Source organism: Streptomyces sp. NPDC051217, from assembly GCF_044455465.1.
Lineage (GTDB): Bacteria > Actinomycetota > Actinomycetes > Streptomycetales > Streptomycetaceae > Streptomyces.
Genome location: NZ_JBITEV010000001.1, coordinates 592,446 through 615,536, shown reverse-complemented (window position 1 = coordinate 615,536; position 23,091 = coordinate 592,446). Strand labels below are relative to the sequence as shown.

Below are 23,091 nucleotides of genomic sequence, written 5' to 3'. Positions count from 1 at the left end.
GAGCCCCCGGCCCCGGTGCCGGGCAGGGTCGTCACGGGCGCCTCCTGACGGCCTGACGGGAGATGCTCCTGGCGTCGAGTCCGGACAGGCCGCGCACCGCGACGTACGCCTTCTCGCGTCCGGGCAGCGAGACCCGGCCGCGCAGGACGGCCTCGGGGTCGCGTTCGATCCGGTCGAGCAGCCTGCGGTAGATGCCCGCCATGGCGGCGACGCAGGCGCCGCTGCGCCGGTCGAGCAGGGGCAGCAGCCGGTAGCCCTCGGCGAAGAGCGTGCGGGCGCGTCTGACCTCGAAGTGGACGAGCCCGGCGAAGTCGGAGCCGGGGGGCGGCGTGGCGCTGTCGAATCCGGCGGAGCAGCCGAACTTGGCGAGGTCGTCGGCGGGCAGATAGGTGCGCGCGTTGCCGGCGTCCTCGCGTACGTCACGCAGGATGTTGGTCAACTGGAGTGCCAGGCCGAGGGTGTCGGCGTACTCGGACGCGCGCTCGGCGCCGGGCGCTGCGGGGTCGATGCCGAAGACCCCGAGCGAGAGCCGGCCGATGGCTCCGGCGACGCACCGGCAGTAGATCTTGAGGTCGTCCCATGTCTCGTACGTCTCGCCCTTGACATCCATCAGGACGCCGTCGATCAGTTCGTCGAGCCCGCCGAGCGGGAGCGGGAAGCGGCGGGCCGCGTCGGTGAGCGCGACGGCGACGGGGTCGGTGTCGTCCTCCTCGACGCCGCCGTGTCTGATCCGTCCGAGGAGGGCACGGGTGTCCTCAAGTCTCGACTGCTTGGCCCCGGGCTCCAGCGTGCCGTCGCCGATGTCGTCGACGCGCCGCGAGAACGCGTACAGCGCCGACATGGCCTGCCGTTTGTCGGCGGGCAGCAGCCGGATGCCATAGGCGAAATTACGGGCCTGCTGCCCGGTGACGGTCTCGCAGTAGCTGTACGCGGCCAGTACCGGCGCCGACACGGGGGACTGTCCCTCCACGATCCGGCTCACCCCTTTCTGTGCGTTTTCCGCAGGACTGCTCCCATTTCACGCAGCAGACGTGGTGTGGTCGCTCTGGGCGGTCCGGGCAGTACATCGTGGCCCACGGCGGCGACCGAGGAGAGGGCGGCGCGCCCCCCGCCGACGAATCCGGCCAGCAGAAGTCTGAGCCTGCCCCGGACGCTGTGCACCAACGGCCCTCCCTCGTCGAGGAGTTGACCTGCGCGGTCGGCCTCGAAGGCGATCAGGCTCCGTACGGAGGCGTTCGCGGTCGGCGCGGCCAGGTCCGCCTCGGTGACCTGGAACCGCTTCATGTCGTCGGCGGGCAGATAGATCCGGTCGCTCGCCAGGTCCTCGGCGACGTCCTGGAGATGTTCGACGATCTGGAGCGCGGTGCAGACGGCGTCGGAGCGCCGGACGCGTTCGGGGGTCGCGGTGCCGGTGATCGCGAGGACGAGACGGCCGACGGGATTGGCCGAGAGTTCACAGTAGGCGACGAGGTCGTCGTAGGTGCCGTAGCGGCGTACGGACTGGTCCTGGCGGTTGGCCTCGATCAGGCCGAGGAACGGCTCGGGGGTGAGCGCGTGGCGCCGTACGGTCGGGGTGAGGTCTCTGAGCAGCGGGTGGCCGGGGGCCGGGCCGGCGGGGTCGAACACCCGGCGCAGGTCGGCCTCGAAGGCGTCCAGCATGGCGAGCCTGTCGTCGGTCGCCGCGGGGTCGAGGCCGAGGTGGCGGGCGTCGGCGCCGCCGGGTGCGAGGTCGCCGTCCCCGATGTCGTCGACGAGGCGGGCGAAGCCGTAGACGGCCATCAGATCCGCGCGCCAGGCGCGCGGCAGGAAGAAGGGGGCGACGGGAAAGTTCTCACCCGACGCCTTGTCGAGCGTGGCCCGCGAGGAGGTCTCGGTCTGCCTCTGGGAGGCGCCCGTCACCGCGGACCGCCTGCTGCGGGGACGGCGCGACCCTCGCGGAGCTGGAGATCAACCGTCATTGCCGTCACGTCTCCCGTTCTACACTGCCGACCCAAACATCCCATTTCGGACACGCCGCGCGGCCTGGCGACTGGGATACCGCCGATATGGGCGGGTCCGCGGCCGGTCAGCCGGGGCTTACGGACGTATCGCCGCTCTTGCCACGAATCAGCACCGGTACAGCTTACGTTGTACAACGCCCAGGCCCGCGCCGGGGCGTCTCGCGCACAACGACAACATCACGGCCCGCTTCAACCTTCCTCGGCGGCACGGGACTTGACGCAACTTTGACGATTGCCGGGCGGCGGGCGGGAGCGGGCGACCACCGGGCGACGCCGGGCGGCGTCCGGCGGCGGATGCCACGCGGGACCGCTTCACGCTCCGGCGGGGCGCTCCCGGGGCACCAGCAGACCGGCGACGATGGTGTCGACAGAGCGTTCGATCACGCCCTCCCGGTCCTCCCGCGAGAGGCCGGCCATGGGCCCGTCGAGGATGAGCATCGCGACGCCGTGCGCGGTCGACCACGCGGCGGCCTCGGCGCCGGGGCGGTTCGCGGCGGGCATCCGGCCGACGGCGACCAGTTCGTCGAGCGCCGCACTGAGAATGTTGTACGAGCGGAACTCCGGATTGTCGGCGACCGACGTCACGCCGCCCCATCCGGCACCCTCCTCCTCGCCCGTCATCGCGTGGTAGAAGGCCGTACGGAAGAGGCCGGGGTGCTCCAGGGCGAAGCCGACGTAGCCCCGGCCGATCCCCACCAGGCGCCGCTCGGCGGCGGCCCCGGGGCGACCGTCGCCGGGCAGCCCCGCCGCGACCCGCTCCATGGCGTCCGCGAGCATCTGCTGCGCCTCCATCTTGACCGCGTGGAGCAGTTCACCCTGGCCGGCGAAGTGGCGGTAGGCGGCGGTGGCCGAGACGCCCGCGCGGCGGGCCACCTCACGCAGGACCACCTTGGTCGGCCCGCCGTCGGTCGCGAGTTCCAGTCCGGCGCCGATCAGCGCGTTGCGCAGGTCGCCGTGGTGGTAGCCCGCCTTGCCCCCCTGACCGGTCCGACTGTTCTCCATGCCTTCATCCTGCCCGATGTTGACAGCGCTCACATCCACTGCCAGGGTCAGTGTTGACGTCGTTAACATTCTATGAGGGGGATCCCGTGCTGTCCAAGATCGCTGAGCTGGCCCTGAAGAGGGCGCGGCTCCTGCTCGTATTGGCGACCGTCGCCGTCGTCGCCATGGGCGCGCTCGGTGCCGGCGCCTTCGGCAAACTGCTGGGCGGCGGCTTCGAGGACCCGGACGCGCAGTCGTCGCGCGCGACCGTCCGGATCGACGAGAAGTTCGGGGGCCAGACCAACCTGCTGTTCCTGGTCGGCCAGGAGGGAAGCAGCCGGGAGGGGCCGGGCTCCCCCGCCGCCGACGAGCGGGGCCGCTCCATCACGGACGGCCTCAAGGACGACGGCACCGTGAGCAACGTCGTCTCGTACTGGGACACCAGAAGTCCGCGGCTCATCTCCGAGAGCGGCGGCGAAGCACTGATCGCCCTCCATGTGAAGGGCGACGAGACGAAGCGCGCCGAACGCGCCGAGGAGCTGATCGACCTCTACACGGGCGAACGCGACGGGGTCGAGGTCCGGGCCGGCGGCGCGGCAGCCATCAACATGAACATCAGCACCCAGGTCTCCGGCGACCTCGCCATCGCCGAGGCGATCGCCATCCCCGTGACCCTCCTGCTCCTCGTCCTCGCCTTCGGCAGTCTGGTGGCGGCGACGCTGCCCCTGGTCATCGGGCTGATCGCGATCGTCGGCACCTTCGCCCTGCTCTTCGTCCTCGGCAGCCTGACCGAGGTGTCGGTCTTCGCGATCAACCTCACGACCGCGCTCGGTCTCGGCCTCGGCATCGACTACGCGCTGCTGCTCGTCAGCCGCTTCCGTGAACAGCTCGGCGCGGGCGACGAGGTCGCCGACGCGCTGCGGACCACCGTGAGGACGGCCGGGCGCACGATCCTGTTCTCGGCCGCGACCGTCGCCGCAGCCCTCGCCGCGCTGCTCGTCTTCCCGGCGTTCTTCCTGCGGTCCTTCGCCTACGCGGGGATCGGCGTGGTCCTGATCGCGGTCGCCGCCGCCCTGTTCGTCGTGCCCCCGCTGCTCGCCGTGCTCGGCCACCGGGTCAACAAGGGCCGGGTGCCGTGGGCGAAGAACGTAGAACGCTCCGACGCGCCCTTCTGGGGACGGCTCGCCTCGCTCGTCATGCGCCGGCCCGCCCTCACCGCCCTGCCGGTGCTCGCGCTGCTGCTGCTCGTCGCGAGTCCGCTGCTCGGTGTCACCTTCGGCACTCCCGACGAGCGGGTGCTGCCCGAGGACGCCAACGGCCGTCAGGTGGCGACAGCCGTGCGGAACGATTTCCCGACCGACGAGGCGGGCGCCGTCCAGATCGTGAGCACCTCGGCCGTCGAGGCGGGCCCGCTCGCGGCGTACGCGGGCGAGCTCTCCCGGCTGGACGGTGTCGTACGCGTCGACTCCGCCGCCGGCACCTACACCGACGGGCGGGCGCGGGCGCCGGGCCCGGCGAACGCGGGTCTCGCCCGGCCGGACGCTCAGCGCCTGGTGGCCGTCACCGACACGGTGCCCAAGTCCGGAGCCGCCCAGGAACTGGTGGCGGACATCCGGGCGCTGGACCGGCCGGCGGGCGTCGGGATGCTGGTGGGCGGCACGGACGCCATGCTGGTCGATTCCCGGCAGTCCATCGGTGACCGGCTGCCGCTCGCCATCGGGCTGGTCGCCGTGACGACCTTCGTGCTGCTGTTCCTGTTCACCGGCAGCGTCGTCCAGCCGCTGCGCGCGCTGCTGCTCAACGTGATCAGCCTGTCGGCCGCGATCGGCGCGATGGTGTGGATCTTCCAGGACGGTCATCTGTCGTCGCTGCTGGGCTTCACGCCGCAGCCCATGGACACCTCGATGACCGTGCTGCTGTTCTGCGTCGCCTTCGGGCTGTCGATGGACTACGAGGTGTTCGTCACGAGCCGGATGAAGGAGCTGCACGACTCGGGCGTGGACCGGACGACGACCGTCACGCAGGGCCTGGCCCGCACCGGGCGGATCGTCAGCATGGCGGCCGGACTGCTGGCGGTGAGCTTCTTCGCGTTCGGTACGAGCCAGATCAGCTTCCTCCAGATGTTCGGCATCGGGAGCGGCCTGGCGATCGTCATCGACGCGGTGGCGGTGCGCGGTGTGCTCGTACCCGCCGCGATGCGGTTGCTGGGACGAAGCGCCTGGTACGCGCCGCCCGCGCTGCGCAGGCTGCACGGGAAGGTGGGTCTCACCGAGGAGCCGGCCGAATCCGGGCGGGAGCGCGCCACGGTCGGCGTCTGACGGCTTCCGCACAGAACGGGGCGGCCCCCGCCGGATGTGATCCGGCGGGGGCCGCCCCGTTCTGTGCGGAAGCCTCGAACTCCCCCGGGAATCCGGCTACTTGCCGGTCTCCTTCTCGTACGCCTTGAGCACCTCGTCCGTCGGGCCGTCCATCAGGAGCTCGCCCCTCTCCAGCCACAGCACCCGGTCGCAGGTGTCCCTGATCGACTTGTTGCTGTGGCTGACCAGGAAGACCGTGCCCGCCTCCTTGCGCAGCTCACGGATCCGCGCCTCGGAGCGGATCTGGAACTTGCGGTCACCGGTGGCCAGCGCCTCGTCGATCATGAGGACGTCGTGGTCCTTGGCCGCCGCGATGGAGAAACGGAGCCGGGCGGCCATGCCGGAGGAGTACGTGCGCATCGGCAGGGTTATGAAGTCGCCCTTCTCGTTGATGCCGGAGAAGTCGATGATGGACTGGTAGCGCTCACGCACCTGCTCGCGCGACATTCCCATGGCCAGACCGCCGAGGATGACGTTGCGCTCGCCGGTGAGGTCGTTCATCAGCGCGGCGTTGACACCGAGCAGCGAGGGCTGGCCGTCGGTGAACACCTTGCCGTGCTCCGTGGGCAGCAGCCCCGCGATGGCGCGCAGCAGGGTCGACTTGCCGGATCCGTTGGTGCCGATCAGGCCGATCGCCTCGCCGCGGTACGCGGTGAAGGTGACCCCCCTCACGGCGTGCACCTTGCGGACTCCGCGCTCCTCGCTCTTGTCGCGCCTGAGTATGCGGCTCAGCGCCGCGGTCGCGTTGCCCTTGCCACCGCCTCCGCCGTTGACGCGGTACACGATGTGCACGTCGTCGGCGATGACGGTGGGGATACGTCCCTGCTCGATGAGGTCAGCCACGGCCGTACCGTTCCTCAGCCTTCCAGAAGTACACAAAGCCGGCGATGCCGACGAGCAGCGACCAGGCGAGACCCGACGCCCACACATGCTGGGGCAGGTTCTCGGAGCCGTAACCGTCGATCAGCGCGAAGCGGATGAGGTCCATGTAGATGGCGGCGGGGTTGTACTGGAGGACGTCGACGATCCAGCTCGGCCAGTCCGGCTTGCTCGCGAGCATCAGGGGGATCGAGAACATCACGCCGGACGCGTACATCCAGGTGCGCATGATGAACGGCATGAGCTGCGCGAGGTCGGGCGTCTTGCTGCCCAGCCGCGCCATGATCAGCGCCAGGCCGGTGTTGAAGAAGAACTGGAGCACCAGGACGGGCAGCACCAGCAGCCACGACAGGCCCGGGAGGCTCCCGAAGGCGACCACCACGGCCAGCAGCACGATCATCGAGAACAGCAGCTGCTGGAGCTGCTGGAGCGCGAAGGAGATCGGCAGCGAGGCCCGGGGGAAGTGCAGGGCGCGCACCAGCCCGAGGTTGCCCGAGATCGACTTCACGCCCGCCATCACGGACGTCTGGGTGAAGGCGAACACGAACACGCCCGTCACCAGGAACGGGATGTAGACGCGGATCTCCATCCCGCGGCCGGCGTTCAGGATCAGGCCGAAGATCAAGAAGTAGACGAAGGCATTGAGCAGCGGGGTCGCCACCTGCCAGAGCTGACCGAGCTTCGCCTGGCTGTACTGGGCCGTCAGCTTCGCCTGGGAGAAGGCGAAGATGAAATGGCGCCGGCCCCACAGCTTGCGGACGTACTCGGCCAGTCCCGGACGGGCACCGCTCACCGACAGGCCGTACTTGGCGGCCAGTTCGGTCGAGGACAGACCGTCGTCGGGAGACGGCGGGGCGCTGATCGCGATCGCGCCGTCATGGGTTGTCTCACTCACAAGTTGAAACTTTCGTGTTCAAGATGCGCAGCCGGTCGGGCCCAGGCGTGGACGGCCGTGACCCGGAAGTTATCCCCGATGCTCTCAGAACCGAGCCTCTCAGATGACAGGCGGTCGGCCCAGTCGGGTCAGCCGCCACACCGTACGCCACTTCATGGGCCGGCGGGGACCGCACGGAGTCGTCCAGCCTTCCCGGAATCCGCCGAACCATGCCTTGAGCGCGGGGACGGTGGGGCGCCGGGCCAGGGTGAGCAGGATCCAGACGCCGAGATAGACGGGGACGACGGGCGCCGGCAGGTTGCGGCGGGCGAGCCAGACCCGGTTGCGGGCCACCATGCGGTGGTAGACCGCGTGCCGTGACGGCGGCATCGTGGGGTGGAAGAGAACCATGTCGGCGCGGTAGTCGATCATCCAGCCGGCGTCCAGCGCCCGCCAGGCCAGGTCGGTCTCCTCGTGGGCGTAGAAGAAGTCGCCGGGCAGGGAGCCGACCTCGGCGAGGACTCTCGTACGGACGGCGTTGGCACCGCCCAGGAAGGTCGTCACCCGGGACGAGCGCAGCGGATCGGAGGCGCGCAGCCGGGGGACGTGGCGGCGCTGGGTGAGACCGGTGTCGGGGTCGGCGATCCGGAAGCTGACGATGCCGAGGACCGGGTCGGCGGCGAACGCCTCGCGGACCAGTTCGGCGGTGTCGGTGCCGGGCAGCAGCCCGTCGTCGTCGAGGAAGAGCAGGACGTCCACGTCGGAGCCGCAGGGCCCGAAGGCTTCGATGCCGACGTTACGGCCGCCGGGGATGCCGAGGTTCTCGGGCAGCTCGACGGTCCGTACGCCGTCGGGCACGTCGCCGATCGGGGCGCCGTTGCCCACGACCACGACGTCGATCGGGTCACCGTCCTGCTTGGCGACGGAGTCGATGAGGGCGCGGAGGTCGTCGGGGCGGTTGCCCATGGTGATGATCACCGCACCGAGACGCATGTCACTCACCTCAGCCTGCTGGAGGCGAGTACGGACACCAGGTGCAGCAGTGTCTGTACGAGGGCGATGCCGGCCAGCACGGCGACGCCGAGGCGGGAGAAGAACAGATCGTCCCTGACCGAGTCCAGGATCGCCAGGACCAGGATCAGCAGGGACGCCTCGATGCCGAGGATGAGCCGGTGGAACTTCAGCGCCCCGGCGGCCCTGCGGGCCAGCGCCATGCCGGACGAGCGCGGCTCGGAGGCCGCCTCCTTGACCGGGGCGAGGCCCTGCTGGTGACGGGCGACGCCCACCAGGTCGGTCTCGGCCTTGATCAGGATGGCGCCGAGGGCGGCGAGCGTGCCGAGGAAGGCCCACAGCCAGTCGATCCGCCCCGGGCCCCAGAGGTCGGCGGCGCGCAGCCCGAAGCCGACCAGGACGGCGGCGTCGCACAGATAGGCGGCGACCCGGTCCAGATACACCCCGGTCATCGAGTACTGCTTCTTCCAGCGGGCGACCTCACCGTCGACGCAGTCGAGCAGCAGATAGAGCTGGACCATCAGCACACCGAGCACCGCGCCCGCGATCCCCGGCACCAGGAGGGCGGGGGCGGCCAGGGCACCGGCGACGGTCATCACATAGGTCAGCTGGTTGGGCGTGACCCGTGTGTTCACCAGGTACCGGTCGACGCGCAGGGAGATCTCGCGCATGTAGAGCCGGCCCCCCCAGTGCTCGCCGCTCCGCCGGTCCTTGACGCCCGGCGGGTGCACGACAGGACGGAGTTCAGCTACTGATGGTCTTGGCATAGTCGGCGTACGCGTCCCTGATCTGGTCGGTGGACAGGTCGAGGTGCTCCAGGATCGTGAAGCGGCCCGGTCGGGTCTGCGGTGCGTATTCGACGGCCCGCACGAACTCGTCGGCGGTGAAGCCGATCTGCTCGGGCAGCACCGGCATCTCATGTCTGCGCAGGACCTCGGCGATGAGCCCGGACCGCTCACGGGCGCCGCGCAGATGCATCGCGAAGGCGGCGCCGATGCCGACCTGCTCGCCGTGGCTCGCCGCCCTCTTGGAGTAGAGCAGGTCGAAGGCGTGACTGATCTCGTGGCAGGCGCCGGACGACGGGCGGGAGTCGCCGCTGATCGACATGGCGATACCGGTCAGGACGAGCGCCTCGGCCAGGACGGTCAGGAAATCGTCGTCGCCGACGGTGCCGGGGTGGCGCAGGACGGCCTCACCGGCGGTACGGCCCATGGCCGCGGCCAGGCCGTCCACGGGCTCGCCGTTGATCTCGTGGGACAGCTCCCAGTCGGCGATGGCGGAGAGGTTGGAGAGCGCGTCGCCGATGCCGGAGCGGACGAAGCGGGCCGGGGCGTCACGGATGACGTCCAGGTCCACGACGATCGCGATGGGCGTCGGGACGCCGTACGAGCCACGGCCGTTGTCGTTGTCGAGCGTGGAGATCGGCGAACAGATCCCGTCGTGCGAGAGGTTGGTGGCGACGGCCACCATCGGCAGGCCCACGCGGGCCGCCGCGTACTTCGCGACGTCGATGATCTTGCCGCCGCCGAGCCCGACGACCGCGTCGTAACGCTTGCCCTTTATGTCGTCGGCGAGCTTCACCGCGCAGTCGATGGTGCCGTCGGCGACCAGGAACCAGTCCGCGTCGGGCAGCACGGGCGCCAGCTTCTCGCGCAGCGCCTGGCCGGAGCCGCCGCTGACGGCGAGGGCGAGCCTGCCGGACGCGGAGATCCGCTGGTCGGCGAGGAGGCCGGCGAGATCGTCCATGGCGCCGCTGGTGATGTCGACGACGACCGGGGACGGGATGAGTCGGGTCAGTACTGGCACGCGATGACACGGCCCTTCGCGAGGTCGTCGTGGTTGTCGATCTCCACCCAGGGGACATCGCCGATGGGGGCGACGTCGATGGTGAAGCCTCTGTCCACGAGTTCCTGGTAGCCGTCCTCGTAGTAGAGGTCGGGGTCGCGCTCGAAGGTGGCCTTCAGCGCGTCGGCGAGTTCGTCGGCGGCCTCGGGCTCGATGAGCGTGACGCCGATGTACTCGCCGGTGGCGGTGGCGGGGTCCATCAGCTTCGTGATGCGCCGTACGCCCTTGTCCGCCTCGGTGATGACCTTCATCTCCTCGTCGGCGAGCTGCTTCACCGCGTCGAGGGCGAGGATGATCTTCCGGCCCTCGCCACGGGCCGCGAGCAGCGTGCGCTCGACGGAGACGGGGTGGACGGTGTCGCCGTTGGCGAGGATCACGCCGCGTTTGATGACGTCGCGGGCGCACCACAGGGAGTAGGCGTTGTTCCACTCCTCGGCCTTGTCGTTGTCGACCAGCGTGAGGGTGAGGCCGTACTTCGCCTCCAGGGCCGCCTTGCGCTCGTACACGGCCTTCTTGCGGTAGCCGACGACGATCGCGGCCTCGGTGAGCCCGATCTCCGCGAAGTTGCCGAGGGTCAGGTCGAGGACGGTCGTGTCGCCGTCCACGGGCACGAGGGCCTTGGGGAGCGTGTCGGTGTAGGGGCGCAGACGCCTTCCGGCACCCGCTGCCAGAACAAGGCCGATCATGCGGTTTCTCCTTCGTCGTGTACGGCGGGGGCTCCCGATGACACCCAGAACTGGATGGACTCGGCGAGCGCGATCACGGCGACGACGACGGCGAGGAGCGTCAGTCCCAGCGGCAGGTCGGATCCGGCCGTGGAGAGGGCGGCGAGTACGGCGACGAGGAGCGTGCGGCCCTCGTGTCCGCCGAGTGACCGGACCAGCCCGCGGGGCGGGGCTCCGGCGCCGCCACGGATGCGGTACACCGTGTCGTAGTGGTGGTAGGCGACCGCCGCGACCAGCCCGAACGCCGCGGGCAGGGCCCCGGGGGCGTCGGCGCGGGCGGCGAGGATCAGGACGACGCAGTACTCCGTCGCCCTGAAGACCGGCGGGACGAGCCAGTCGAGCGGGCCGCCCATCCGGTGGGCGACGGCGATCCCCGAGGTGACGACGTACACCAGGGCGCCGAGGACGACTACGGGACTGTCGAGCGGGGCGAAGGCGGCCACCGCGACGGCGGCGGCGCCGCCCGCGAAGGCGATCAGGAGCGGCAGTACACCGGGCAGTGCGCGGGCCGGGCGCCGCACCGCGCGGGCGACCAGCTCGGCGAGCGGTCCCGTGTCGGCGAGGTCGGCGAGCGCCTGGGCGGCGCGGTCGGTCCGGACGGCCTTGCGGGTCACCGAGCGCAGGACGCGGCCGGCGGTGGTGTAGCAGGCGGCGAAGGCACAGCCGACGAGGAGCGCGTAGAAGACGATCCGGGGGGTGGCCACCGCGGTGAGGACCGCGATCATCGCCCAGCGCTCGCCGATCGGCAGGACGATCATCCGGCGTACCCAGACGGTCCAGCCGACACTGTCGAGCCTGCTGGAGAGGGCGGTGGTGGGGGTGCCGACGACGGCCTTGCCGTTGACCGTCGCGGCCGTGCTGTCGGCGTTGGCCTCGTTGAAGGCGAAGTCGACGAAGTGGCGGACGGACTGGAGGACCATCGCGGCGAGCGCCAGTGCCCATACGTCGTCACCGCCGCGGGCCGCGCCGAGTGCGAGACCCGCGTAGTACGCGTACTCCTTGGCCCGGTCGAAGGTCGCGTCCAGCCAGGCGCCCAGCGTGGAGTACTGGAGCGAGTAGCGGGCGAGCTGTCCGTCGGTGCAGTCGAGTACGAAGGAGAAGAGCAGCAGCAGTCCGGCGGCGGCATAGCCGCCCCGGGTGCCGGTGGCCGCGCAGCCCGCCGCGATCAGGGCGGTGAACAGGGACGCGGTGGTGACCTGGTTGGGGGTCAGACCGCGCCGGGCGCACCACCGGGCGAGGTAGCGGGAGTAGGGGCTGATGCAGAAGGTGGTGAAGAAGCCGTCGCGGGCCTTCACGGCGGAGCGCAGCCGTACGGCCTCGTCGTCGACGGCCGCGACAGCGGCGAGCGCCTGTTCGCGGGCGGCCGGCTCGTCGGGGACGGCGGCGACGAGCGAGCCGAGTTCGGGGTGCCGTACGTCGGTGCCGTCGGCTTCGAGCGCGGCGGTGACCCGGTCGGCGAGGGGAAGTCCGGCGGTCGCGGGCGCGGTGTGCGTGACGGGCTGGTCGGCCTCGGTGACCACGCCGGTGCCACCGGTCCGTACGGCGGGGGCGTCCGTCGTCGCGGCGGTACGGCCGGCGGCCGTGCCGTTCGTCACGGTGGTCAGCGCCACGGCGAGCGCCGCACGCGCGTCGGGCCGCGCCGTCAGCGCGCCGGTGACGGCCGCCGCCGGGAACCGGGGATCGGTCAACGCCAGCCGCAGCGTGTGGAGATGACCGACGAAGCGCTGGTCGACCAGGGCGACTCGGTCAGCGGCGGGCACCGCGGCGAGCAGGCTCAGGGCCGCGGCCGCGTCGGGCGCGGTGCGCACGTCGAATCCCAGCGACCGCAGATCGCCTTCGAGCGACGATCCGGGTACCGGCGTGCCGGTGAGGATGGCGGTCGACAGACGAATTCACTCCTTGACACTGACAGGGCGGACGTGCGGCGGCTCTGCCCGGGGTCCGGGTCGGCGGCATGTCGGCAGAGGCTATCGGATGAACGGAAGACCGCGTTCATCGCCCGTTCACGCCCCGGACGCCATGAGCCGGGCCAATTCCGACCCGCCGGGAGATCATCATTGTCGATCGGTGCCCCGCCTCACAAACCGTGGCCGCCGGAGACCCGCATGGGCTCCGTAAGACATATCCGACTCCGCACGGTCTGCACCGTCGAAGCCGCGACCGCGAGGTGAACGTCCGGTAACCGTACGACTACCGGGGCGGTCGGGGCGACCCGGCGGCAGACGAACGGCAGGCTCTAGGGTGACGGCATGACTTGGCTGATCACAGGTGGAGCGGGGTACATCGGGGCGCATGTGGCGCGATCCATGGCCGAGGCGGGTGAGCGGGTCGTCGTTCTCGACGATGTCTCGTCCGGCGTCGTTGACCGGCTGCCCGCCGAAATCCCCCTGGTGCGGGGCTCGTTGCTCGACCGGGAGGCCGTCGACCGGGCGCTGGCCGACCACGCGGTGACCGGTGTGGTGCATCTCGCCGCCAAGAAGCAGGTCGGGGAATCGGTCGAGCGGCCGCTCACCTACTACCGGGAGAACGTGCACGGTCTGACGGTGCTGCTGGAGGCCGTGGTCGCCGCCGGGGTCGAGCGGTTCCTGTTCTCGTCGTCGGCCGCGGTGTACGGCGTGCCCGACGTGGAGCTGATCACCGAGAAGACCCCGGCCGTGCCGATCAATCCGTACGGCGAGACGAAGCTCACGGGCGAGTGGCTGGTACGCGCCACGGGCCGGGCCCACTCGCTGTCCACCGCGTGTCTGCGCTACTTCAACGTGGCGGGGGCGGCGCGCCCCGAGCTGGCGGACACCGGGGTGTTCAACATCATCCCGATGTTCTTCGACCGGATCACCCGCGGCGAGCCGGTGCGGATCTTCGGCGCGGACTATCCGACACCGGACGGCACCTGCGTACGGGACTACATCCATGTCGCCGATCTCGCCGACGCCCATCTGGCGGTGGCTCGGCGGCTGGCCGCGCAGGACGCGCCCGGCGACGTGACGTACAACATCGGGCGCGGCGAGGGCGTGTCGGTGCGCGAGCTCGCGGATCTGGTGGGCGAGGTCACGGGCCTCAGGACTCCCCCGGTCGTCGAACCGCGCCGGCCCGGCGACGCGGCGAAGGCCGTCGCGTCGGTCGCGTCGATCACCACGGATCTGGGCTGGACGGCGCGGCGCGGGGTACGTGAAATGGTCGAATCGGCGTGGGAAGGCTGGCGGCTGCGGCACCCCGAACTGTCGGTGGACTGACCCGTAAACGATCTTGTCACTTCGCTGGCCTGCGGGCATTACCGCAGGTCAGGGGTAATGACAACAGTGTTCAGTCCCGTGTTGCTAGATACCCCCCACCCGTAGTTCACTGACTGCATCGACTCGAACACACCGGGAGGCAACCGCATGGGGGCTGGGCACGATCACGGGCACTCACACGGCGGTGCGCCACCGCCGGGGACCGCGACCGCCGCGTACGCCGGGCGGCTGCGGATCGCGCTGGGGATCACCCTCTCCGTCATGGTCATGGAGATCATCGGCGGCATCGTCTCCGACTCCCTGGCCCTGGTCGCCGACGCCGCCCATATGGCGACGGACGCCGTCGGGCTCGCCCTCGCGCTGCTCGCGATCCACTTCGCCAACCGCCCGTCGACGGGAAACCGTACGTTCGGACTGGCCCGCGCCGAGATCCTGGCCGCGCTCGCCAACTGTCTGCTGCTGCTCGGCGTCGGCGGCTTCCTGCTCTTCGAGGCGGTCGAACGCTTCATCACCCCCGCCGAGACCAAGGGCGGGCTCGCGATCATCTTCGCGGCCGTCGGTATGGTCGCCAATCTGATCTCGCTCTCCCTGCTGGTGCGCGGGCAGAAGGAGAGCCTCAATGTGCGCGGCGCCTATCTGGAGGTGCTGGCCGACACCCTCGGCTCGGTCACGGTCCTGATCTCCGCGACGATCATCCTGACCACCGGCTGGCAGGCGGCCGACCCGATCGCCTCCCTGGTGATCGGCCTGATGATCGTCCCGAGAACGGTGAAGCTCCTGCGGGAGACACTGAACGTGCTGCTGGAGGCGGCGCCCAAGGGCGTGGACATGGGCGAGGTCAGGGCGCACATAGTGGCGCTCCCCGGCGTGGTGGACGTGCACGACCTGCACGCGTGGACGATCACGTCGGGCATGCCGGTGCTCTCGGCGCATGTGGTGGTGAGCCAGTCCGTGCTGGACAGCGTCGGACACGAGAAGATGCTGCACGATCTCCAGGGCTGCCTCGGCAGCCACTTCGACGTGGAGCACTGCACCTTCCAGCTGGAGCCGGTGGGGCACGCGGAGCACGAGGCGAATCTCTGCCACTGAGCGGTGCCGTGACCGGCGGTACGGGCTGTTAGAGTCCCGGCCGGGGACAACACCGTCTCCCCCGTCGTGAGAGGAGCTGAGGTTGATGACCGTCGCAGTGGAGGCCGCCGCGCGCGGCACACGGTCCTTCCTCATCTTCCGGGCTGCCGGCTGACCGGTCCGCACCACACCGGTCCCGCGTCGGCCGGAGCCCCTCACACAAGGGTTCTCACGTTGTCCGACAACGACACGACCGATTCAACCGCTGTATACGACGCCTTCTTCGCCCTGCACCACGGGCTGCCGCGGCAGGGCCCCGGCTCCGACGCCACCACCCGGCGGCTGCTGTCCTTCACCGGACCGCAGGCGTCCCGTCCGCGCGCGCTCGACCTGGGCTGCGGCCCCGGCCGGGCGTCGCTCCTGCTTGCCGCCGAAGCCGGCGCGCGGGTGACCGCGGTCGATCTGCACGAGCCGTTCCTCGACGAGCTGCGGCACGTCGCCGCCGCCCGCGGGCTCACCGGGTCGATCAGCACGGAAGCGGTCGACATGGCGGAACTCCCTTACCCGGACGGGTCGTTCGACCTGGTCTGGGCGGAGAGCTCGATCTACTCCATCGGCTTCGACAAGGGGCTGCGTCTCTGGCGGCGGCTGCTCGCACCCGGCGGCGCCCTGGTCGTCACCGAGTGCGAGTGGACGACGGCGGAGCCGAGCGCCGAGGCGCGTGCCTTCTGGGACGCGGAGTATCCGCTCCGTACGGCCGAGGAGAACACGGCCGCGGCCGTCGCCGCCGGATACACCGTGCTGGAGGTGTACCCGCAGCCGGAGAGCGACTGGGACGAGTACTACGGCCCCCTCGCCGAGCGGGCCGACGCGGCGGACCCGCAGGCGCCCGGCATGTCGCGGGCGCTCGCCCTCACCCGTACGGAGATCGCGATGCGACGCGAGCACGGCACGGAGTACGGCTACACCGGTTATGTCCTGCGCCCCGGGCAGCCCGTAGAGGCCCAGAGGACGCAAGGGACAGAAGGGACAGAAGGGTTGCCCGTGGCGTGACGGCCCTCCCCCCGGCGGAAGCCGGGACGTAACACCCATGTCCGCCCCCGCGGAGCACATTCCGGGGGCGGACATGCCCGTTTCGCGGAAGTACGGACAGGACGCTCTTGTACGGCAGACTTGGGGGCCGAGGACCGAAGCGAAGGATGGCTATGCCGACCACACCTGTCACTGCGACGAGCAGCTCGCCGAACGGCGCACAAGAAGCGATCATGCTGGAGCTGGTCGACGAGGACGGCAACACCATCGGCACGGCGGAGAAGCTCGCGGCACACCAGGCACCGGGTCAGCTGCACCGGGCGTTCTCCGTCTTCCTCTTCGACGAGCAGGGCAGGCTGCTGATCCAGCGCCGCGCGCTCGGCAAGTACCACTCCCCCGGCGTCTGGTCGAACACCTGCTGCGGACACCCGTATCCCGGTGAAGCGCCCTTCGCCGCCGCCGCCCGGCGCACGTACGAAGAACTCGGCATCTCGCCCACGCTCCTCGCCGAGGCGGGCACGGTCCGCTACAACCACCCGGACCCGGGGTCCGGGCTGGTCGAGCAGGAGTACAACCACCTCTTCGTGGGGCTCGCGCAGGCGTCGCTGCGGCCGGACCCGACGGAGATCGGCGACACGGCGTACGTCACACCGGCGGAGCTGGCGGAGCGGCACCGGTCGGCGCCGTTCTCCGCGTGGTTCATGACCGTGCTGGACGCGGCGCGCCCGGCGGTCCAGGAACTCACGGGGCCCGCCGGGGGCTGGTAGTCCTCCGCGCGGGCCCTCCGGATCAGGGGGCCGGGGGTACCGGATGCCCCTGGGCCTCGTGGACCGGCAGGACCTCCTGGGCGGGCAGCACCACGGTGTCGGGCGACAGCGGGAGCAGCGCCCAGACGATCTTCCCACCGCTCGCCGTGTGCTCGACGTCGCAGGTGCCGCCCGCCTCCCGGGTGATCTCCCGGACGAGAAGCAGGCCGCGTCCGCCGGTCTGCGCGTAGTCCCGTTCCAGCGGCTTGGGCCGGTACGGGTGGTCGTCCTCCACGGACACCCGGATCCAGGCGGCGGCGATGGCGACCTCCACCGCGAGCTCGGGCGAGAGCAGGGCCGCGTGCCGTACGGCGTTGGTCACCAGCTCCGAGACGATCAGCAGCAGCCCCTGGACGGTCTCGTCGGACGCCGGGGCGCGCTGCCGGACGAGCAGATCACGCACGGCGTGCCGGGCGTGCGGTACGGAGAGCTCGACCGCGGGGGCCGTGAAACGCCAGACCCCCTCGTACGGCATCGGTCTCGCCGGAACACTCCCGAGGCTCTCCATCACCGCGGCACCCACCCTCGGTTCCCCAGCGCTCCGAGCGCGCTGTACATCGGACCCCGAGTCTTGGTAACGAGGCTGGACGGACCAGGGAACTGAACAGAAGTCAGCACCTATCGACGCATTGCGGCCGGGTGCGTTTCATCGCGTCGGACGGCTGACCGACCGTGTCGCTTTCCTGTCCTCCTGTGAAAAGCGCGTGCCCGAGCGGGCCGCCCGTCCGATCCGCCCGGTCCGCGCGGTTCCTCCGGACGGAGGGTCCCGCCGGCCAGGAACAGCGGGTTCGGCATGCCCGGATAGCATCCGGCCCATGGAGCCCACCGAGCCCGCACCGCCACGGCTGACCGCCGCCGTCGCCGACGGGATCGCCACCGTCACCATCACACATCCCGCCAAGCGCAACGCGCTGACCCCGGACATGTGGCGGGCGCTGCCCGGACTGCTGGCCGACATGGCGACGGATCCCGCCGTACACGCCCTGGTGCTGACCGGCGCCGGCGACTCCTTCAGCGCGGGCGCCGACATCGGTGCGCTGCGCGAGCCCGGCGACGCGATACAGGACCTCAGCGTGCGGGCGGAGGAGGCGCTGGCCGCGTTCCCGAAGCCGACGCTCGCGGCCGTACGGGGCTACTGCGTGGGCGGCGGCGCCCAGTTGGCGGTCGCGTGCGACCTGCGGTTCGCGGAGGAGGGCGCGCGCTTCGGGATCACGCCCGCGAAGCTCGGTGTCGTCTACCGGTCGTCGTCGACCCGCCGGCTGGTCTCGCTGGTCGGTCCCTCGACCGCCAAGTACCTGCTGTTCTCCGGGGAGTTGATCGAGACCGAGCGGGCACTGCGGGTCGGCCTGGTGGACGAGGTGCTCGCTCCGGGCGAACTGGGCAAGCGGGTGGCCGAGTTCACCCGGGTACTGGCCGCGCGCTCGCGACTGACGCAGGCGGCGGCGAAGGAGTACGCGGCGGGCCGTGAGGACCGGGACGCGTACTGGGAGGAGCAGGCGCGCGACAGCGGTGACCGGGCGGAGGGCGTGGCGGCGTTCCTGGAACGCCGGGCGCCGCGGTTCGGGTGGACGGTGCGGGAGTAGGAGACCTGCGGGCCGGGGCCTGCCGGCCGGGACGCGCGTGGTCACCTACCCGGGGTTCCGGGCGTACCGACCAGTCGGTAACGTACCGGCATGACCACTCTCGCCCCCCGCGCCGGACGCCGCTGTCACAACGCCGTCAATCCGCTCCACTCGACGGTCTACTTCTCCCCGGACCTCGGCAAGGAGCTCGCCGGCGCCGGCGTCGACAACCCGAGAGCCGTGTACTTCGCCGGGCGCGGCGCCGCGATGGGCGCGGTCGGGCCCGGTGTGATCGCCGCCGCCTTCTACAACTTCAGCTACGACCTGGTCGCCCAGCACGTCCCCGCCGTCTGGCGCGCCGCCACGCCCGAGACCGTCCTCGACGCCAGGCTGCGCGCCGTCGACTCCACCCTGCGGCGTGTCCTCGGTGAGGAGGTCGTCGCGTCCGACGAGATGGCCGAGGCGGCCGAGCTCGCGCTGCGCGCCACCGAGGCGTGCACCCGCAACGCCCGGCCGCTCTACGCCGCGCACGCCGACCTGCCGGTCCCCGAACAGCCGCACCTCGCCTACTGGCACGCGGCGACGCTGCTGCGCGAACACCGCGGCGACGGCCATCTCACCGCGCTGCTGTCCGCCGGGCTCGACCCGGTCGAGGCGCTCGTCAGCCATACCGCGACCGGCAAGGGCATGTCGCCTCGCTGGGTGCTCGGGACCCGGGGCTGGCACCGTACGGACTGGGACGCCGCGGCCGGCCGGCTGCGCAAGCGCGGACTGCTGGACGAGGCGGGCGAACTGACCGAGGCGGGCGCCGCGCTCCGCGCCGAGCTGGAGGATCACACCGACCGGCTCGACAGCGCGCCCTACGAGCACCTGGGCGCCGACGGGGTGGAGCGTCTGACGGAGCTGGCGCGCGGGTTCCTCCTGGCGGCGGCCGGTGCCGGTGCATTTCCGGAAGATCTCATCGGGAAGGGCTGACGTTTGCGAAGGCGCTCAGCGGCAAACCGGAGAGGTGTGGGTCATCAAGGCAGACCCGCGGATCTACCAGGAGGTTTTACGTCATGCGTGCCATCGCAGATGCACTTCGCGCCGTCGGTGGCGCCATCGCCACCGTGGTCAGCCTGCCGTTCCGGCTCGTCGCCAAGCTGTTCGGCGGCGCTTCACGCGGGACCCGTGGTGGAGGCCGCGCCCGCCGCGCCTGACCCGGTCCCGTCCCGCCACGACTCTCTTCCGAGAGAGGGCGCGCGACACGGCCCCCGGCCACCCGGCACAATGCAGGCTCAAGCACAGCCAGCACGAGAGCCGGGTCGGGGAGAACGTGACGACGTCCATCGAAGGCAGGATCGCCGAGGAACTCGGCGTACGTGAGCGGCAGGTGAAGGCGGCCGTCGAGCTGCTGGACGGCGGGTCGACCGTCCCGTTCATCGCTCGCTACCGCAAGGAAGCGACCGAGATGCTCGACGACGCGCAGTTGCGCACGCTCGAAGAGCGGTTGCGCTACCTGCGCGAACTGGAAGAGCGCCGGACGGCGATCCTGGAGTCCGTACGCGAGCAGGGCAAGCTGGACGAGTCCCTGGAGGCGCAGATCCGGGCCGCCGACACCAAGTCCCGGCTTGAGGACATCTATCTGCCGTTCAAGCCCAAGCGGCGCACGAAGGCGCAGATCGCCCGCGAGGCCGGGCTCGAACCGCTCGCCGACGGCCTGCTCTCCGATCCGTCGGTGGACCCCCTCGCCGCCGCGGCGGCGTTCGTCGACGCCGACAAGGGCGTCGCGGACGCCGCCGCGGCGCTGGACGGCGCCCGCGCCGTCCTCACCGAGCGCTTCTCCGAGGACGCCGACCTCATCGGTGAGCTGCGGGAGCGCATGTGGACGCGCGGCCGGCTCACGGCGAAGGTGCGCGAGGGCAAGGGCAACGCCACGGAGGGTCCGGCCGCCAAGTTCGCCGACTACTTCGACTTCGCCGAGGCCTTCACCGCGCTCCCCTCGCACCGGATGCTCGCGCTCTTCCGGGGCGAGAAGGAGGAGATCCTCGACCTCAGCCTGGAGCCGGAGGCGGACGACGCCGCCGCGCAGCCGGGCCCCAGCATGTACGAGTCCATGGTCGCCCGCCGCTTCGGCGTCGCGGACCGCGGCCGGCCCGGCGACAAGTGGCTCGCCGACACGGTCCGTTGGGCCTGGCGCACCCGGATCCTCGTCCACCTCGGCATCGACCTGCGCCTTCGGCTGCGTACGGCCGCCGAGGACGAGGCGGTACGGGTCTTCGCGTCGAACCTGCGCGATCTGCTGCTGGCCGCGCCCGCGGGGACGCGTGCCACGCTCGGGCTGGACCCGGGGTTCCGTACCGGGGTCAAGGTCGCCGTCGTCGACGCGACGGGCAAGGTCGTCGGCATCGACACGATCTATCCGCATGTCCCGGCGAACAAGTGGGACGAGTCCCTGGCGAAGCTGGCGCGGCTCTGCGCCGAGCACTCCGTCGACCTGATCGCCATCGGCAACGGGACGGCGTCCCGTGAGACGGACAAGCTGGCGGGCGAACTGATCGCGAAACACCCGGAGTTGAAGCTCACGAAGGTGATGGTCTCGGAGGCGGGCGCCTCCGTGTACTCCGCCTCCGCGTTCGCCTCCCAGGAGCTGCCCGACCTCGACGTGTCGATCCGCGGCGCCGTCTCGATCGCGCGGCGGCTGCAGGACCCGCTCGCCGAGCTGGTCAAGATCGACCCGAAGTCGATCGGTGTCGGCCAGTACCAGCACGACCTGTCCGAGGTGAAGCTCTCCCGCTCGCTCGACGCGGTCGTCGAGGACTGTGTGAACGGCGTCGGTGTCGACGTCAACACCGCGTCCGCGCCGCTGCTTTCACGGGTTTCCGGCATCGGCGCCGGTCTCGCGGAGAACATCGTCGCCCACCGCGACTCCAACGGACCGTTCCGCTCGCGGCGCTCGCTGAAGGATGTGGCACGGCTGGGGCCGAAGGCGTACGAGCAGTGCGCGGGCTTCCTGCGGATCCGGGACGGGGACGATCCGCTGGACGCGTCGTCCGTCCATCCGGAGGCGTATCCGGTGGTCCGCGCGATGGTGAAGACGACGGGCAGCGAGGTCGCGACGCTGATGGGCAACGCGGGGGCGCTGCGCTCGCTGCGGCCCGCGGACTTCGTCAGCGACGCGTTCGGGCTGCCGACGGTCACGGACATCCTGCGCGAGCTGGAGAAGCCGGGCCGGGACCCGCGGCCGGCGTTCAAGACGGCGACGTTCAAGGACGGCGTCGAGAAGATCGGCGACCTCACCGCCGGGATGGTGCTGGAGGGCGTGGTCACGAACGTGGCGGCGTTCGGGGCGTTCGTGGACATCGGGGTGCACCAGGACGGGCTGGTGCATGTGTCGGCGATGTCGAAGACATTCGTGAAGGACCCGCGCGACGTGGTGAAGCCGGGCGACGTGGTGAGGGTGAAGGTGCGGGAGGTCGACATCCCCCGGAAGCGGATCTCGCTGACGCTGCGTCTGGACGACGAGGCGGAGCCGGCGGGCGGGGAGCGCGCGCCGAAGCAGCGGGGCGGTGGCGGGGGCGGCGGCAAGCAGCGCGGCTCAGGCGGCACGAAGCGCCAGCCCCCCACTCAGCCGCCGAAACCGGCACCGACGAACAGCGCGATGGCGGACGCACTGCGGAGGGCGGGGCTGGGGGGTTGACGGGGCGGGCGGCGCGTTCTGTCCCCAATCGTCGGACGAGCTGTATGTGCGGTCCTCCGGCCGCTCGTTCTGGTGTGCCATCTGGAGCGGGGAGTACCGTCGTTCGCATGATCTCGGAGGCGGGTGACGAGGCGGCAGGGCGGCGGGAGTTCACGGCGGAGACGGCTGGTGCAGCACTGCGTGAGGCGTCTGGCGCCGCCGGTGTCGACGCGTCCGGGGCGGAGCTGCTGCGGCTGGGCTCGAACGCGGTGTACCGGTTGCCGTCCGCTCCGGTTGTCGTCCGCGTCGCCCGGGATGTCGACGCGGCGGGGGAGATGGAACGTGCCATCGCAGTGGCCCGCTGGCTGGAGGAGCAGGACTTCCCCGCTACTCGGGTACTGCCTGGCATTGAGCAGCCGCTGACCGTCGGCGGCCGGGTGGTGACGTTCTGGGAGAGCGCGCAGGAGCGGGAGGAGTACGCGACGGTCACCGAGTTGGCCGACCTGCTGAAACGCCTGCACCGGCTGGAGGAACCGGAGTCGCTACACCTGACGTTCTTCGATCCGGTGGGCAAGCTGCGGTCATCGCTGGGCACGCTGCGCGGCGTGGAGGCAGAGGACGCGGAGTTTCTGCAACAGCATGTGGTGCACCTGGCCAAGGAGTACAAGCAGCTGGACTTCGTTCTGCCCTTTGGAATGATCCACGGCGATGCGAACGTCGGCAACGTCCTACGGCACCGCGACGGCCACGCGATCCTGATCGACCTTGACGGCTTCACCCTCGCCCCACGGGAATGGGACCTGATCCTGACGGCGATCTACTACGACCGGTTCGGCTGGCATACGTGGGAGCAGTACGAGAGCTTCGTCCACCACTACGGCTTCGACATTATGAACTGGCCCGGCTACTCGGTCATGGCGGATATGCGCGAGTTGATGATGGTCTTGTGGCTGGGGCGGCAGGTCCGTGGTAGCGAGAAGTCGATGGCGGAGTTCGCACGGAGGCTGGAGACACTGCGTACGGACGGCAGTCGGCGGGAGTGGAACGCGTTCTGAGACTG

The 23,091-nt window shown here is 70.8% G+C and carries 20 protein-coding genes and 1 pseudogene; 10 read left to right on the top strand and 11 right to left on the bottom strand.

Annotation, left to right across the window (positions count from 1 at the left end; translation table 11 throughout):
• Positions 1–31: 31 nt before the first annotated feature.
• From hpnD to ACIBBB_RS02815, 3 genes are all read right to left on the bottom strand, one after another.
• Positions 32–982, bottom strand: a complete 951-nt coding sequence (gene hpnD, locus ACIBBB_RS02825; protein ID WP_398978002.1) for a presqualene diphosphate synthase HpnD — start codon at positions 980–982, stop codon at positions 32–34.
• Complete coding sequence (gene hpnC, locus ACIBBB_RS02820) at positions 979–1,899, bottom strand: squalene synthase HpnC (protein ID WP_398978000.1); 921 nt, start codon at positions 1,897–1,899, stop codon at positions 979–981. The genes hpnD and hpnC overlap by 4 nt, the downstream gene beginning before the upstream one ends.
• A 413-nt stretch (positions 1,900–2,312) precedes the next feature.
• A complete protein-coding gene (locus ACIBBB_RS02815) occupies positions 2,313–3,002 on the bottom strand; it encodes a TetR/AcrR family transcriptional regulator (RefSeq protein WP_398977998.1) in 690 nt (229 codons plus the stop codon).
• Positions 3,003–3,088: 86 nt separating this feature from the next.
• Between ACIBBB_RS02815 and ACIBBB_RS02810 the strand changes: the two genes are divergently transcribed.
• The gene (locus tag ACIBBB_RS02810; protein ID WP_398977995.1) at positions 3,089–5,299 is read left to right on the top strand and encodes an MMPL family transporter; all 2,211 of its coding nucleotides are present in this window, start codon (positions 3,089–3,091) and stop codon (positions 5,297–5,299) included.
• A 96-nt stretch (positions 5,300–5,395) separates the two neighbouring features.
• On the opposite strand, the gene ACIBBB_RS02805 is transcribed toward ACIBBB_RS02810, so the two are convergent.
• The 7 genes from ACIBBB_RS02805 to ACIBBB_RS02775 all read right to left on the bottom strand — a co-directional run bounded on the left by ACIBBB_RS02805 (position 5,396) and on the right by ACIBBB_RS02775 (position 12,558).
• Positions 5,396–6,181, bottom strand: coding sequence for an ABC transporter ATP-binding protein (locus ACIBBB_RS02805; protein ID WP_398977993.1), 786 nt, complete (start codon positions 6,179–6,181; stop codon positions 5,396–5,398).
• Entirely contained in the window at positions 6,174–7,112 is a 939-nt protein-coding gene (locus tag ACIBBB_RS02800) for an ABC transporter permease (protein WP_398977990.1), read from the bottom strand. The genes ACIBBB_RS02805 and ACIBBB_RS02800 overlap by 8 nt, the downstream gene beginning before the upstream one ends.
• Before the next feature lie 99 nt (positions 7,113–7,211).
• Entirely contained in the window at positions 7,212–8,084 is an 873-nt protein-coding gene (locus tag ACIBBB_RS02795) for a glycosyltransferase family 2 protein (RefSeq protein ID WP_398977988.1), read from the bottom strand.
• Positions 8,085–8,089: 5 nt separating this feature from the next.
• Positions 8,090–8,869 carry a CDP-alcohol phosphatidyltransferase family protein gene (locus ACIBBB_RS02790; RefSeq protein WP_398977986.1) on the bottom strand — a complete coding sequence of 260 codons (780 nt, stop codon included), beginning with the start codon at positions 8,867–8,869 and terminating at the stop codon, positions 8,090–8,092.
• Positions 8,847–9,908: an iron-containing alcohol dehydrogenase family protein gene (locus ACIBBB_RS02785; protein WP_398977984.1), complete on the bottom strand. Its 1,062-nt coding sequence runs from the start codon at positions 9,906–9,908 to the stop codon at positions 8,847–8,849. The genes ACIBBB_RS02790 and ACIBBB_RS02785 overlap by 23 nt, the downstream gene beginning before the upstream one ends.
• Positions 9,896–10,633 (bottom strand): sugar phosphate nucleotidyltransferase, encoded by a 738-nt coding sequence (locus tag ACIBBB_RS02780; protein ID WP_398977982.1) that lies wholly within the window; start codon positions 10,631–10,633, stop codon positions 9,896–9,898. The genes ACIBBB_RS02785 and ACIBBB_RS02780 overlap by 13 nt, the downstream gene beginning before the upstream one ends.
• Positions 10,630–12,558, bottom strand: coding sequence for a DUF5941 domain-containing protein (locus tag ACIBBB_RS02775; protein ID WP_398978792.1), 1,929 nt, complete (start codon positions 12,556–12,558; stop codon positions 10,630–10,632). The genes ACIBBB_RS02780 and ACIBBB_RS02775 overlap by 4 nt, the downstream gene beginning before the upstream one ends.
• A gap of 363 nt (positions 12,559–12,921) precedes the next feature.
• Between ACIBBB_RS02775 and galE the strand changes: the two genes are divergently transcribed.
• The 4 genes and pseudogenes from galE to idi all read left to right on the top strand — a co-directional run bounded on the left by galE (position 12,922) and on the right by idi (position 16,772).
• On the top strand, positions 12,922–13,905 hold the full coding sequence (gene galE, locus ACIBBB_RS02770; RefSeq protein WP_398977980.1) for a UDP-glucose 4-epimerase GalE: 984 nt from the start codon (positions 12,922–12,924) through the stop codon (positions 13,903–13,905).
• A gap of 147 nt (positions 13,906–14,052) precedes the next feature.
• A complete protein-coding gene (locus tag ACIBBB_RS02765; RefSeq protein ID WP_398977978.1) occupies positions 14,053–14,994 on the top strand; it encodes a cation diffusion facilitator family transporter in 942 nt (313 codons plus the stop codon).
• A gap of 213 nt (positions 14,995–15,207) precedes the next feature.
• Positions 15,208–15,969 (top strand): annotated as a pseudogene (locus tag ACIBBB_RS02760) (class I SAM-dependent methyltransferase); the annotation flags it as partial.
• Between the two features lie 209 nt (positions 15,970–16,178).
• Positions 16,179–16,772 carry an isopentenyl-diphosphate Delta-isomerase gene (idi, locus tag ACIBBB_RS02755; RefSeq protein WP_398977976.1) on the top strand — a complete coding sequence of 198 codons (594 nt, stop codon included), beginning with the start codon at positions 16,179–16,181 and terminating at the stop codon, positions 16,770–16,772.
• A gap of 22 nt (positions 16,773–16,794) precedes the next feature.
• On the opposite strand, the gene ACIBBB_RS02750 is transcribed toward idi, so the two are convergent.
• Positions 16,795–17,319, bottom strand: coding sequence for an ATP-binding protein (locus tag ACIBBB_RS02750; protein WP_398978791.1), 525 nt, complete (start codon positions 17,317–17,319; stop codon positions 16,795–16,797).
• A gap of 307 nt (positions 17,320–17,626) precedes the next feature.
• On the opposite strand from ACIBBB_RS02750, the gene ACIBBB_RS02745 reads away from it, so the two are divergent.
• The 5 genes from ACIBBB_RS02745 to ACIBBB_RS02725 all read left to right on the top strand — a co-directional run bounded on the left by ACIBBB_RS02745 (position 17,627) and on the right by ACIBBB_RS02725 (position 23,086).
• On the top strand, positions 17,627–18,394 hold the full coding sequence (locus ACIBBB_RS02745) for an enoyl-CoA hydratase/isomerase family protein (protein ID WP_398977974.1): 768 nt from the start codon (positions 17,627–17,629) through the stop codon (positions 18,392–18,394).
• Positions 18,395–18,484: 90 nt separating this feature from the next.
• The gene (locus tag ACIBBB_RS02740) at positions 18,485–19,348 is read left to right on the top strand and encodes a hypothetical protein (RefSeq protein WP_398977972.1); all 864 of its coding nucleotides are present in this window, start codon (positions 18,485–18,487) and stop codon (positions 19,346–19,348) included.
• 83 nt (positions 19,349–19,431) lie between these two features.
• The gene (locus ACIBBB_RS02735; RefSeq protein ID WP_398977970.1) at positions 19,432–19,572 is read left to right on the top strand and encodes an LPFR motif small protein; all 141 of its coding nucleotides are present in this window, start codon (positions 19,432–19,434) and stop codon (positions 19,570–19,572) included.
• A 116-nt stretch (positions 19,573–19,688) separates the two neighbouring features.
• The gene (locus ACIBBB_RS02730) at positions 19,689–22,052 is read left to right on the top strand and encodes a Tex family protein (protein ID WP_398977968.1); all 2,364 of its coding nucleotides are present in this window, start codon (positions 19,689–19,691) and stop codon (positions 22,050–22,052) included.
• Positions 22,053–22,159: 107 nt separating this feature from the next.
• Entirely contained in the window at positions 22,160–23,086 is a 927-nt protein-coding gene (locus ACIBBB_RS02725) for a phosphotransferase family protein (RefSeq protein ID WP_398977966.1), read from the top strand.
• Positions 23,087–23,091 lie beyond the last annotated feature (5 nt).